13 protein-coding genes are annotated in these 13,477 nt (G+C 45.7%); 4 read left to right on the top strand and 9 right to left on the bottom strand.

All coding sequences use genetic code 11. The features are described from left to right. Positions 1–4 precede the first annotated feature (4 nt). The 6 genes from menC to IEY18_RS09795 form a co-directional block, all read right to left on the bottom strand. Positions 5–1,147, bottom strand: a complete 1,143-nt coding sequence (gene menC / locus IEY18_RS09770) for an o-succinylbenzoate synthase (protein WP_188920265.1) — start codon at positions 1,145–1,147, stop codon at positions 5–7. Beyond that, on the bottom strand, positions 1,144–1,929 hold the full coding sequence (gene menH / locus IEY18_RS09775; RefSeq protein ID WP_188920267.1) for a 2-succinyl-6-hydroxy-2,4-cyclohexadiene-1-carboxylate synthase: 786 nt from the start codon (positions 1,927–1,929) through the stop codon (positions 1,144–1,146). The genes menC and menH overlap by 4 nt, the downstream gene beginning before the upstream one ends. Continuing rightward, the gene (gene menD, locus IEY18_RS09780; RefSeq protein WP_188920269.1) at positions 1,923–3,650 is read right to left on the bottom strand and encodes a 2-succinyl-5-enolpyruvyl-6-hydroxy-3-cyclohexene-1-carboxylic-acid synthase; all 1,728 of its coding nucleotides are present in this window, start codon (positions 3,648–3,650) and stop codon (positions 1,923–1,925) included. Before menD ends, menH begins: the two co-directional genes overlap by 7 nt. Before the next feature lie 216 nt (positions 3,651–3,866). Beyond that, positions 3,867–4,868 carry a LysR substrate-binding domain-containing protein gene (locus IEY18_RS09785; protein ID WP_188920271.1) on the bottom strand — a complete coding sequence of 334 codons (1,002 nt, stop codon included), beginning with the start codon at positions 4,866–4,868 and terminating at the stop codon, positions 3,867–3,869. Positions 4,869–5,036: 168 nt separating this feature from the next. Continuing rightward, entirely contained in the window at positions 5,037–5,525 is a 489-nt protein-coding gene (locus IEY18_RS09790; protein ID WP_188920273.1) for a Type 1 glutamine amidotransferase-like domain-containing protein, read from the bottom strand. Between the two features lie 91 nt (positions 5,526–5,616). Beyond that, positions 5,617–6,051, bottom strand: a complete 435-nt coding sequence (locus IEY18_RS09795; RefSeq protein ID WP_188920565.1) for an Lrp/AsnC family transcriptional regulator — start codon at positions 6,049–6,051, stop codon at positions 5,617–5,619. Positions 6,052–6,238: 187 nt separating this feature from the next. Between IEY18_RS09795 and yjeH the strand changes: the two genes are divergently transcribed. Next, a complete protein-coding gene (gene yjeH / locus IEY18_RS09800) occupies positions 6,239–7,504 on the top strand; it encodes an L-methionine/branched-chain amino acid transporter (protein ID WP_188920276.1) in 1,266 nt (421 codons plus the stop codon). 49 nt (positions 7,505–7,553) lie between these two features. Here the strand turns inward: yjeH and IEY18_RS09805 are convergent, their stop codons facing one another. Then, entirely contained in the window at positions 7,554–8,003 is a 450-nt protein-coding gene (locus tag IEY18_RS09805; protein WP_188920278.1) for a tellurite resistance TerB family protein, read from the bottom strand. 284 nt (positions 8,004–8,287) lie between these two features. Between IEY18_RS09805 and IEY18_RS09810 the strand changes: the two genes are divergently transcribed. Together IEY18_RS09810 and IEY18_RS09815 are read left to right on the top strand one after the other, a co-directional pair. Then, complete coding sequence (locus IEY18_RS09810) at positions 8,288–9,001, top strand: hypothetical protein (protein WP_188920280.1); 714 nt, start codon at positions 8,288–8,290, stop codon at positions 8,999–9,001. 121 nt (positions 9,002–9,122) lie between these two features. Beyond that, positions 9,123–10,595: a tetratricopeptide repeat protein gene (locus IEY18_RS09815; RefSeq protein ID WP_188920282.1), complete on the top strand. Its 1,473-nt coding sequence runs from the start codon at positions 9,123–9,125 to the stop codon at positions 10,593–10,595. Between the two features lie 18 nt (positions 10,596–10,613). On the opposite strand, the gene IEY18_RS09820 is transcribed toward IEY18_RS09815, so the two are convergent. Beyond that, positions 10,614–10,943, bottom strand: coding sequence for a hypothetical protein (locus tag IEY18_RS09820; RefSeq protein WP_188920567.1), 330 nt, complete (start codon positions 10,941–10,943; stop codon positions 10,614–10,616). Positions 10,944–11,180: 237 nt separating this feature from the next. Next, positions 11,181–12,131 carry a LysR family transcriptional regulator gene (locus IEY18_RS09825; protein WP_188920285.1) on the bottom strand — a complete coding sequence of 317 codons (951 nt, stop codon included), beginning with the start codon at positions 12,129–12,131 and terminating at the stop codon, positions 11,181–11,183. A 113-nt stretch (positions 12,132–12,244) separates the two neighbouring features. Between IEY18_RS09825 and IEY18_RS09830 the strand changes: the two genes are divergently transcribed. Beyond that, entirely contained in the window at positions 12,245–13,447 is a 1,203-nt protein-coding gene (locus IEY18_RS09830; protein WP_188920287.1) for a multidrug effflux MFS transporter, read from the top strand. Positions 13,448–13,477 lie beyond the last annotated feature (30 nt).

The raw sequence follows: 13,477 nt of genomic DNA on the forward strand, positions 1-13,477 counted from the left end.
AGGTTTAGACGGATTGTATTGAGGTTGTTGAAGAGCTGCTTGATGCAGGTAAGTTGGGGATTTGCTGCAAGTCATTGAGAGAGAGGCATTGTGCCTTCCCACTTGAATGAATTAAGTCCTTTGAAAATGCCGCTAAAGTATCAATGCCCGGTGGCTCATCAGGCGTTAGGCTTGCGGCCAGATTTGCAATGTCTTGGATGCCTAAGCTGGCTTCAAGTGCAGAGCTTAAAATACAACGAACGCCATGTTCGTGTGCGGATTCGATTAAGGTTTGTAAACGAGATAAGCTTCCCCATAGCATGGGTTTAATGACTAAAGCAGTGAGTCCAGGCAATGGCTTAAAGTCATAGCCAGGGGTGTTGAGCGATTCATCATGAGCGTAGCTTACTCCTGTCGCTTGGTGTAGCTTGAGGTTGTCATCAGGGTTTTCACAAGGCTCTTCGATATATTCGATATGCTCAAGTGGTAAGCTGGCACAAAATTCTATTGCGCGTTCAAGTCCAAAGCCTCGGTTGGCATCTAAACGTAAAGTTAACTTTGGGCGCTGAGCGAGAATGTGATGAATGAGCGTTATTTCCTGTGTCATCGAGGTTTGCGCAACCTTTACTTTGACTGCGTTGATATCGGCGGGTAGTGCCTGAATGCGAGCGATGACATCGGCTTCTGATTCCCCGGGGGCTTGATACACGAGTGGAACAGCCTTTGAAGCCAGTCTGACGGGGTGTAGAAGGTGGTTTGCTTTGGCATGTAAGAGGCTGAGCCCGTATGCAAGACTTGGCTCGCTTACTTGCTCGGCAAAGGATTGCAATAGGCTTATAGGTTGCTGAGTCAGCTTTGGTGCTATCCGTTGCAGCTGTCTGACAACCTGTTCTAGCGCTTCTTGGCTAAAGCCTACCAGCGGGTTGCCTGTGATATCGTCACCGCTTAGCGGTGCAACTTCTACAACCAATGTTTCAACCGTGCCAGCGCCGACACCAGTTGCCTTTGAAGGCAGTGAGGGGGAGTCTAATGTTACCTGTAGAACAAGCCCCGACCGATGGTCAATCCTTTGCATTGCAACCGGCAGCGGGCGTACTAAAGGTATTTGATAACGGTAAATTTTGAGCTGCGAGATCAAGGGTTGCGCAGCGGAACGCGCTTCACTCATTGCATACGACCTGGCGCCTGTTGAGTTAACAGTTGGCAAAATGCTTCCGATGCTTCTAAATGCACATTGTGTCCCGCGTTGGCGACGCTGTGTACCTCTAAAAACGGCACTTGCTGCTGCCACTGATGAGCAAGTGCTGAAAACTTCTTGTCCTTTTTGCCAACGATATAGCGACATGGAAAGGGTAATGTTTCAGGCACTCGCCACAAATCTTGTTGCAAAGCCAGTGACGTTGCAGTGAAGCAGTTATACAGTGACATTGGCTTATTGGCTGAACGATCTTGAATGAGCCGCAAGCGAGAAAAATCATCGAGATCAGCAAAGACGGGTTGCAGGTACCACTTTTTAAGAAAGTCTTCCAACTCAATGGTGATGAGACGCTCTGCCCAATTGGAGTCATTGTGTTTACGCGCAGCAATTTCTTTTTCATCTAGGAGCCCAGGATGGCAGGATTCAAGAGAAAGGCTGAGTAGGTGCTGTGGATAATCACGGGCGAAGTGTAATGCAATACGTCCACCCAACGAATAACCGTGGAGATGGAATTTGTCGACGCCTAATGCTTTGAGCGTTTCCATGATCATGGCTGAAGTGGCATCAAACCCTGGCACGGGTAAATCCGTTTGATAACTCCCGCCATGGCCAGGCAAATCAATGCAGATACAGTGAAAATGTTCACTGAGCTGTGGAAGAACCCTGAGCCAGTCACGTTTATTACCCAAAAAGCCATGTAATAGCACTAATGGAGGGAGTGACTCATCACCGCGCTTGCTAATTGTTAACATGAGCTTTGCCTCACCCAATTGGCAATTTGAGCAATCTGCTCGCTTGCCTGATTTGAAGAAATGCTGACTTCGATTACTGAGGCTCCTGCATAATTCAATGCCTCTGTATATGCTTGTTGGAAGTCAGCGAGCTGTTCGACCCGATCGTAAGGTAAGTTAAACATTGCAGCACCATAACCAAATTCTAGCCCATGGCTTAAACGATAATAGTCGCTTCGGAGTGACTCACTGGGCACTGGCAATAAATTGAAGATATTGCCGCCATCGTTATTGAAAATCACTATCACCATCGGGCTGCGGAGCTGACGCGCAATCGCAAGTGAGTTGAGATCATGCAATTGAGAGATGTCGCCAATGATAAGGGTTGTCGGCAGTTGCTTTGCTGCCGCGACACCGCATGCGGTTGCCAGCAATCCGTCAATTCCAGAGGCGCCGCGGTTGGTAAATATTTGTGGTAATGTCTGCGTGGCTGGGGCATACATATCGTAAAGACGAATGGGTAAACTATTTCCAATAAATAGTGAGTAATTAGCCTGCTGAGCGCGACTTATAGCGCGAATTACCTGTGCTTCGCCAAACTCTGCTTGATCGATTTGCTGACACAACAGCTGCTCTAACCTTTGGTTTTCTGTTTGTAACTTGTGTTTTATTTGACTGCCATCCTGCTTTGGCCAAGTGGATTGCGCCAACTGCTTCAAACTGCAGTGCCAGACTTGCTTCGAGCTATGGCTGGGATCGAGACGTTCTTGATGTGGTAAAACTTGCCAATAATGTTGCCAGTTTTGTTCGCCAATGAAGCTAATGAGACGTTTGGAAAGCAAGCGGCCACCAACAACTAAAACTCGATCGGCAGAAGCGAGACATTGCTTTGACTTTGGCTGTAATAACAGCTGATCTGTATATTGAATTGCTTTGGGGTGCTGTCTCAGTTGTGATTGTGCGTCAACGAGCAATGGCCAGCCTAAATGTTCTGCAAGTGCCACCAACCACTCTGGTGATTCGCTGGCAGCCAAAGTTCCCGCCACGATGACACCATTGCCTTGGCCAAATGTTTCGAGTTGCTCTGGGCTGGGGAGTTGTTGAGACAACGTGCGATGGTGTTGTACATAGGGTTGTGATTGTTGCTGCCATGCAGATAAGGGCTGCAAGTATTCCGTGAAGCTTTGCATCCGGTCTGCTGCCGCTTGTTGCGGATACAGAGGCTCCCGATACATACAGTTGATGTGTAGTGGGCCACTTAGCTGCTGCACTGCATCATCTATTTCTGCGAGTAAAGCCTGTGGCGGAAAATGCAAGTCAGGTGTCGGTAGATTGATCGCCTTGGCGTATAGCGCATAAATACTTGGCTGGGGGATAGCTTGGTTAGCACCGCAGCCAACCAGTTCATGGGGGCGATCACCTGAGAGAACGATTAGCGGCACATGGGTTAGCCAGGCTTCAATGATCGCAGGATATAAATTGGCGACGGCAGTGCCTGATGTTGTGATTATCGCGACCGGTGTTTCGCTGGCTTTGGCTAATCCGAGTGCCATAAAGCCCAAGCCCCGTTCATCAAAATGCAAATGCTGTTGCAATTTACTTTGGTTTGCCGCGGCTAAGGTGAGTGGTGTTGAGCGTGAGCCCGGCGCCATGCAAACATGCTGCACACCTAAACGGGTGAGTTCTTCTAGAATTAACTCGCCCCATAATAGATTTAATTCGGCGGTTGATGATGTCTGCATTGATGAAAACCCTTAAAAATCATAGCTAGAGTGTAGCGCGATACGTGGCTAAACAACATGATATCTAAGATTGGGTTGCAGTAAAAAGAGTTCCCAACACAATTTTGTAGACTGTGAACCATTTCTACTCTTGTCATCATCAATACAGGGGGAATGTTGAAATCGATCAAGAGCGCCTAGTTTTCGGCGCTCTTGAGTCTCTTTTGTGTAACATTACTATGCGTGCATCATGTTGCCTATCAGTAGCTGCAATTGGCCGATAAGCCAATTGAGCTTAACGCTATCGTTATGTTTTTTCTTGATTAAATATAACGTTGGCGGTTTGATGTCTTGATATAAACGATGGGATTCATAGATGGAAAGCTGGCAAGCATGCAACTCTGGGATCTCATTCACCATATCGAACACTGCACTATATGGAATTAAAGCGAGTGCTTGACTGCTTCTGAGGTAGTCAAATAGGCTGGATACGCTGGTAATAGCGATTTCAGTATGTAATGGCAAATAGTGGGCAGTACAGTATTGCTGAAATGGCCCCGGCTCATGACTGGTTTGCCCCGCTTTACCAAAAACAGTATTGACGAACGGGTAATCTGCAATGGACTCCAGTGTAATCTCTTGCTTGAGGATCGGATGATCCTGCTTACACACGAGATACAGTTTATCGAGTGTCGTGAGGGGAATGGTTTCTAAATAATTTTGGTATTGGCCTAAATTCACCTCATGACCATAGCCACATTGAGCGCAGTGTTGGCTGCAGCAAACTCCGAGGGCGACCTCTCCGGCAGTAATTTCTTGTAAAGAGCTTTGTGTCCACGATGAAATATTAAAGGTTAGCTCTTTACGTGCCTCTTTGATTGCCCCCATCAAAGCATTGGGAAAACGATAGGAGACTAAGTCTGGAGCAACAATCTCAAAGTGCTCGTCTACATAGTCAATTTCACCTTGATGTAAGCTTTGAAAGCCTTTGGCGGATTCTACAATTTCTTTGGCAATGGGATAGAGTTTGCTGCTGAACTCATTTGGCACTAAGCCGTACTTACGACGAATGAAGAGTTCATCTTCAAACAGCTCTCTTGCATGTTTTAGACAACGGCTGATCTTTGGTGCGGGTATGTTGAGTTTTTGAGAAACATAAGAAGCAGATTGATGCTCATATAGATTCACCAAAATGCTCAAACTTAATAAATCTAGGTCACTTAGTCGAATATCCTTCATAGACGCCTCACAAGCCAAAACCCTGGCTCATTCATCATACGACCTAATATTAGTTTTGAGTGATTTATGAATAGATATTTATTAAATTTTAATTTATAGCAATTGCCCTTTGTGCAATTTTGAAATCTAGATTTCGACGTTTATTGGCTTAGATATGTGGCGTTGATCCTAGTGTGGCGCGAAAAGAAAAGACGTGAGGTTGAGTGCTTGTAAATTTTCGATTCCCACATCATTCGGATCCCCACAAAGGTTTGCTGTGATAATTGAGGGGGTAAGTAGCATTGCACCGGCACTTACACCGATAAGTAAACCACCTTGCGCGGTATAATTGATGAGTGCATTTGCGACATTTCTTTGGTTCATTGCGTTTAAAAAGCGAAAAGTATTGCCTCCGGAAAGGTGGATAAACGGTTTGCTTAGGGCTTGATGAAAAACGTCGATGCAGAAGCCGTCTTCGAAATCCAAATACAAATCTAATTGATACCCAATCGACGCATAAATATTTTTCGTTTGAGTAAAAAAGATCTCTTGGGGAGCAGGCTCTGAGCCAATATAAGCTCCGGCAGATGATTGTAGATTACATCGGCTAAGAAGTTGGCCGATTGCGGCTTTGCCGTTTGGAGTCTCTGCATTGCTCAGTAGCGCAAGGTGCATCATGAAGTCCTTTTCATCTTGTCACTCTATTTAAGCGTTTGCGTGACGCATGGAATTTGATTGTAAATCAATGGCGTTTTGAATCAGCTTAGGTCTAGGTTGAGACTTTGTTGTTAATCCATTCACTCATCACCACATGGGTTTTAATTTTTATGATGTCAGGCATGTTGTCAAAGTACTCGCGTATTTCGTGGATCCGTCGCATTGAGCCTGCTTGAACATAAACCAAAATATCCATGTCGCCTGTGATCCCATGACAGGTGACGACTTCTGGAATCGCTTGAAAAACATGAATAATGCTCTGGCAGTTAGCATTTTTATGCTGAATTTCAAAATAAGCAGAGACACCATCTTTTTGAGACTCGCTCAGAAGCAATTGATAACCACGAATGATGCCCGTATTCTCAAGCTTCTTTATGCGTTCCGATACAGCGCTTCTAGACAAATTAACTTGTTCAGCAATACTTGAAACACTTTGGCGCGCATTCTGTTTGAGTGCTGTAATAATTGCTTGATCAAATTTGTCCATAGGAACCTTTTGCTGTTTTAAGTGGATATCTAAATGCAAATGACAAGGGTGCCGACGAATCGTTTGCATCTTGTATATTTGCCGACGATTTGACGGTGCAGTCTCACGTATTGTTGGTGCGAACCGTCAGTTTGTTGCATCAGATATTATTATACTAGCATGAAACAAATCCACACTAGGTAAGGTCATGAATCAAATTAGAGGAACCATCGGACGTTGGCAAGGGGCAGGTTTAATGGCCACCACTTTGCTTGGAACCGGAGTGTTCATTTTACCGCAAATTACAGTGAATAAAGCCGGCGTGGGTGCTGTGTTTGCCTGGGCATTACTCACTTTGGCAATTGTACCTGTCACGCTTGTGTTTGCCCGACTTGCTAGCCATTTTCCCCATGCAGCCGGTCCTGCTTATTTTGTAGAGCGCGCATTTGGTCGTGTGGCGGGAAGAACCATCGGTTTGATTTTTCTTCTGGTGATCCCACTGGGCTCGCCAGCGGCAATCTTAATGACGTTTGAGTTTGTCAACGCACTCGTTCCTATGTCGGGTTGGGGGCAGGTTTGTGCAGAGCTTGTGGTCATTGCCTGTTTGCTGTTACTGAACCTAAAAGGCATACAGGTTTCTGCCAAATTACAGTTTGCACTAACGCTAGGCGTGGTTGCCGTGGTGATGAGCCTTTTTTCTGCTGCGGGAATTCAAGGGGCGCAATTGAGTGTGGTGACTCAGCAGGAGCTGCCTGAGTTTAGCCTCGTGATGGCGGCCGTTGGTATCGGTTTCTGGAGCTTTTTAGGCGTAGAAGCAATGACTCACCTTGCGAACGATTTTAAATCACCAGCGCGAGACATGGTGCCGGCGATGATGATTGGTACTGTACTCGTTGGTTTAGTATATATGGCTTGTACATTGTTATTGCTGGCTTTTCCCAATGACGCCAATGTTGCCATGATCGGCGCGTTTGATCAGTTACTTGGCGGCTATGGTGCGCAAGTGATCGGCATTTTGGGTATCGCAAGTGGCCTGGCAACAGTGAATGTATATTGCGCGAGCGCATCGCGGCTTATGTGGAGCTTTAGTCAAGAGGGCATATTACCCCGCTACTTCCAGCAACTAAACCGCCACGGTGTGCCGGTACGTGCACTGTCGACCATTCTGTTGGTCATGGCGATTGTGATGGTGATGACGTATGTTGGCGGCTACCAGCTTGAGCACTTAATTGCTTGGAGCAACGGTGTGTTTGTGATTATTTATTTGATGAGCATGTTGGCTGCTGCGAAACTATTACCCCGTCACAACTGGCCTTTGGTTATTGTGGGCTCGATATTTTGTTTGCTGATCGGTGTGGCCTTAGGACAAGACATGTTATATGCCATTGCAGTGATGTTGATTGCAGCGCCATTCCTTTGGTGGCAAAAGCAACATATCGCCCGTAAGCAGCAAAATGCAGCGGAGCCAATTTAAAAACAGACATGTTGAAATTAGGTGTCTTAACTGAGGCTTGACGCTTCGTTTAAGACGCCTTCATTGCGCGGTTTCGCATTTGCATAATTTCACTGTGTTTTAGGTAAAATAGATCGGCAGTACGACGAATAATTTGATCTTCAAATTGGCATAACTGGCCATCAGCATATGCGACTCGCCACATGGCAAGAATCAATTGCTTCTTTTGTTCCAAATCAAATTGGTCGTTAATTTCAGCGGTAAATTCAAACAGAGATGTTGAATCGTGACGGGCTTGTTTGGCTGCTTCAATTAATGAGGCGGCTTCCTGTTGTTCAATCTGTAAGGTTTGATGGAGCAATTCAGGTAAAATTGCAGCCTCTGCTTGATCAAAGTCCTCATCAGCATAGATCACTTCAACGAGTAAACTTGCAGCCGCTAGGTTTAACTTATACTGCAGTGTTGCGGGGTCTTGTTGCTTGCTGTCTTGCAAGAAGAGTTGTTTGAGTTTCGCGATCATAAGCATCTCCGGCTGGTTGTATTTGATTAGAGTTAAGATGATCAAGTTAGTTCACTTTGCTGCCTCAGTTGGTCACTCTTTGGCATTTCAATGGCAAAATGTGTAGAAATTTCGACTGTTTATTTCAATTTGGAACGTTAGTTTCGAGTGAAATTGACTAAATTGTCTGAAATATCTTCGCCTAACTCCGCTAAATTGTGCAATCCAGCGGTGCAATAGCGAGTGATATTAGTTATCCTTAGCGGCCTAATTTATATCGACTAATTTCTATACTGGAAAGCACCATGTCATTGTCAGCTATTTTGACCGAAGCGTACCACTTTTTCCGTAATCATATTGGCCAGTTGGCTGTGCTAACTATGCCATTTCTTTTGTTACAAATCGGGATACAAATGTGGTTGGGCATGGAAATCGCTGCCGCAGACCCTGAAAACCCGCAATTTGTGACCAGTCATATGGTTGCCATGATGGTTCTCTTGCTCGTCTTTTCAATGTTGATTGCTGTTCTGACCCTATACCTTGAAGTCCGCTCTCAAGGGCACCAAGTCGGTAGCTTGATGATGCTTAAGGCCAGCTTGCCGTTTGTGCCGCCATTATTGCTTGCGGGCGTTTTTTCTGGGCTTGCCGTAGCTGCCCCAACGATGATTGCTTTGGCTGCAGGCCCGTTATGGATTGTTGGGTTGGCCATTAGTATTTATTTATTTACGCGGTTGGCGTTTGTCAACTTTATGGTGGTAGTTGAGCGATTAACACCGATGGAAGCGATTAAGGGCAGCTTTAAATTTGGTGGCCCTATCGTTGTCAAAACAGCGCTCATCCTGATGCTGTATTTACCGATCTCTATCGTGGGCGGTATGCTAGGACAGTTGGCCGCGCCAGTGGGGCTGCCACTACAGTTAATCGTTGAAGCTGTGGTTTCGTTTTTTGCATTATTTGTAAATATCGCCTTGTTTAGACTGTATATGGTATCCCGACAACAACAGGCTGCCGCAGAATAAAGAGAAGCCGCTTTCGAGCGGCTTTTTTATTGCTGATAAAATTTCCAAAACATCTAACTTGCTCTAACCCTGTTGAACTGAGTACAGTGTTGACTGACTGTTGTATAAGAGGGAATGTCGCTTGCTCAATGATACCGAATTTGCATCTTTGTTCTCCGCGAGTATTGGTGAAGACTATCGTCTTGCCAAAAGCTATGTTCATGATGTCCCGACACAGACATTACTGCGCGTGCGCAGTATTTGCCATCGCCTTACCCAATTAATTGCAGAGCAGCAGCGGCTAGAGCTAGATAGCCCGAACTTATTTGATCGCATTGAGCGTCTAAATCAGCAGCGTGTTATTGATGCTCGTATTGCGCGAAAACTGCATAAGCTTCGCGCTGGCGGTAACCGTGGTGCTCACCCCGAGAAGTTCCACCTCACCCTGACGCAATTAATCGAATTAGCACAGAAATCCATCGCTGATTTACTGCTCGTATTAGAGCAAGTCTCTACACTATGTATCGCCAAATCATCCCCTGATTATTTGTTTGTTCCATTTGATGTTATCGCAGGTCGAGACCTGTGTTATCGCGCCGTTATGGAGGCTGACGTAGAAGCGCAGTATCTTGTCGGGATGTCGCTGAAGTCGAAGGCGCTATTGCTAAAAGAGCAAGCGCAAATCATAGAGCAGCAGCAAAGCTTAGACGGCGATACGCATACGCAAGCCAGTGAAAACAGCTTGAATGCGCAGGTAGAAGCAAGCTTTGAACAAGCGGCATATTGGTTTTCAACAGCCAGTCATCGTCATCCTCGTGCACAATTTGAGTATGGTGTGTGTTTGCTGCATGGCTATGGTGTCAAGCAAGATGTGATTACCGGAGAGCATTTGATTGCATCAGCTGCAGCGCAGCGTGTTGATCAAGCAATGGCATTGTTAGGATATTTTTATCTTGTGGGGAGCGAAACCCTTGCGCAGGATCTAGGGCAAGCCAAGGTGTTTTTACTGCAAGCCGCTGAGTTGGATGTGGCCGAAGCGATGGCAAATCTAGGTGTGTACTATTATCAGCGCCAAGCATTGTCAGAGAGCTTTTTGTGGATCCAAAAGGCTGCGCAAGCAGGTTACCCACATTCTCAATTCCATTTAGCTTTGATGCTTGCCAGTGGCGAAGGATGCGATGTGGATTTGCAAGCAAGCCAAGTGTGGATGCAAGAGGCCGCAGTACAAGGCCAAGTCGATGCCATGCTTCATGTGGCGACACAGATATTAGATGGTGCCGCCAATGAATCAGAAGAACCTAAGCATTTAAGCAAGCAGCTTAGTGTGAAAGATGCAGAGCGATATCTGCAGCAGGCTATCCAATATGAGTACAATGTGCCGGCAATGATTGAGTTGAGTATTGCGTTGGCTGATGGCGTGCTTGGGCGAATCGATGTGGTTGGTTCTGCTGCGCTATTGGTTCTTGCAAAAAACCATGCGACGGCTGAAGAGTTAGAAGTTATTCGTCCGTTATGGGACTCGCTGTCCCTGCAAGTTGAGCAGGTGCAGCAGATAACCCTTGATCCTGAACAGTTAAAATCCCTTACACGAGCCCAAGAGCTATTGAAAGCCTGAGATTAACCGCGGGTCTCATTATGCATTGGGATCGTGCTCAAAGGTTTGACCTTGACGCTGTTTTGGCGTGAATCCATCCCGCTCAAAGGGCGTCGGCGGCAATTCATCATCGACTTGAGATTGACGAAAGGTTTCTTGCGCTTGATGAAACTGGTTCATTTTTTGTTTCAAATAAACTCGTCCAAAAAGGCTTAAAATCAAAAAGCTTATCGCGCCAAATAATAACAAAAATGGCAATGCGATCAGCGCTAAAATAATAATACAAAGACCAAGAATAAAAGCTAAAGAGCCCTTTATCCCCGTAAACCTTTGCAGTAGTAAATTGCGCCTGAAATGGTGATTAATCATGACGACCTCAGCATTTTGATGATTCCTAAGTTTGACAATAATTGCAGAAAAAATCATCTTAATTGATTAAGTTTTTTCTAACTAAATGTTTCAACACAAACATTGCAGCGATAAAGAGGCATGAAAGTTGATTTAACCCGGTTATCTATCTCGCTTCAAGTCTCACGCTGGTTAATTATTATACATCGGCCAACCTTTCCAAAAACTGAATCATATCTGCATGACTATTCGTTTTGATCAGCCCTCCCCGATACTGTCGCAGATCACCTGTCGAATCCATTGATGGCCGGGATCTTCATGATCCCTTTGATGCCAAAGCAGCACATAGGCAAAGGAGCAAAATTCCATCGGCAAAGGTAACTCAACCACGGGGTAGAGCTTTTTAGTTTGCTGAGCAAACTTTGAGGGGACAGTAAAAATAAGATCGGTATGAGCACAAACGGAAATTGCACTGTAGAAGTCAGGTACGATGGTGCTGAGTTGGCGATTGTGCCCCGATTCTGCCAAAAAGTAGTCTAACGACCACCAGTTACGGTTTTCACAGCGTGCTTGTACGTGAGCCAGTTGTAAATATTGCTCTAGGTTCCACCCTCCTTGTTCTACAACTTTTAAAATGGGGTGTCCTTTTCGGACGAGACACACTTGATGGTCGTTGAATAAGGTTTGATGGTGAATTCCTTCTGGAAGGCGGCTAATTTGTACATCTGATAGTGGCTGAATGTCTCTACCGGCAATAGCAAAGTCGAGTTGCCCTTGTACCAAGTCTTGCATCGAGTGCTCGTTCCAAACATAAGCATGCAAGCGAATATTTGGCGCATTTGATAACAGCGGCCCGATAAAGCGGGGCAGCGACGTTTCATAAATCGTTTCTTGGGTGGCAAAAGAAAAATGCCGCTGGCTTTGCGACATCACAAAGCTGGCGGGTTGGGTTAACTGATAAAGGCTTTGTAGGATTTGCGGTAATTTCTCTTTTAGTTGCAATGCGTGGGCAGTTGGCCTTAAGCCATGTGCTGTGCGTTGAAATAGGGGGTCGTCAAGGATCTCTCGCAGTCGGTTTAAACTTTTACTAATTGCTGACTGGCTTAAATTCAAACGGTTGGCCGCACGTGTCACACTATTTTCTTCCAATAGGATTTGTAGAGTCACAAGTAGGTTGAGATCAATTTTTGCTAAACTATCTAAGTTCATCAGATATTCCTCAGAAGAAATTTGATATCAACTTTATACCATTTCTGTTCATACCTCGAGTGCGATAAAATTGTTCTAATCCTCGTATTTCGTTTCAAGTGAGCAAAGCATTCATGCGCGTTAATTTTCTTTTTCTGCTGATGGTGATGGTGGTATTGAGCCCGCTTGCCATTGATATTTATTTGCCGTCGATGCCTGTGATGGCGCAAGAGTTTGCCGTGTCTGCGGCTGAAATCCAATCCACCCTCGTCCTCTTCCTATTTTCAATGGGTGTTGGGCAAATCCTAATTGGCCCACTTGCTGACAAATTTGGTCGTCGACCTGTCGCTCTCGCGGGTATTGGCTTGTACATTTTAAGTAGCGCTCTTGCGGTTTTTGCGCTGGAATTTAGTTGGTTACAACTTGCACGGGTGTTGCAGGGCTTGGCGGCCTGTGCCACTTCTATTGTTGTATTCAGCGCGGTTCGAGATAGCTTTACTGCCAAGGATAGCGCCAAGATATATAGCTACCTCAATGGTGCAATCTGTGTCATCCCCGCACTGGCACCCACCTTAGGTGGCTTATTGGCACTGCAGTTTGGTTGGCGCTCCACATTTTTGTTCATGATGGGTTATGGTCTGATCGCTCTACTGTTTGTTAGTCGTTTTTTCCGTGAAACCAAACCGAGCACAACGATAGTACAAAAGGGCTTGTATCGCTGGTCTCAATATCGCCCTGTGGTGAGTAACGGTCACTTTATGTTTTATGCTACGGCTTGTATGACAGGTATGGCCGCGATTGTTTGTTATGTGTCGTATTCGCCGATGTGGTTAATCGACCATTTAGGGGTTTCAGAATTAGCCTTTAGTGGCTTATTTGGACTAAATGCGTTTGTAAATGCACTCGCTTGTTTTGTTGCACCGCTTATCATCCGTCGGCTCGGTAATCGTCGTTCGGTAATTGTGTCTTTAACTGCAATGGTTTTTTCGGGTGTGTGTCAAGTGCTTGCTCAGTGGTTTGGTCCTCAGTCAGGCATGGCGGCTGCCTTTAGCTTTATGCTGCCAATGATGCTGTTGTGTATTGGTTTTGCATTGTTGCTTGGGCCTGCGACGACGATGGCATTAGCTGGATTTGGAGAGCGTGCCGGAACTGCGACCGCCATGCTTGGCTTTATTCAAATGAGTGGTGCATCCTTCTTGGCTGGCCTTGTACAATTAAGTGACTTGACGGCACCGTTTGCAGTAACGCTTGTGATGGTGTCTTTAGCAACTTTGCTGCTGGTTATGATGTGTTTCCGTGGCCTCAATCATTGGCACCAAGAACAATTTGCACATTAAATTCAACTCAGTACAACTCTACATTGATGT

The organism is Shewanella gelidii, assembly GCF_014647855.1.
GTDB classification, from domain to species: Bacteria; Pseudomonadota; Gammaproteobacteria; order Enterobacterales; family Shewanellaceae; genus Shewanella; species Shewanella gelidii.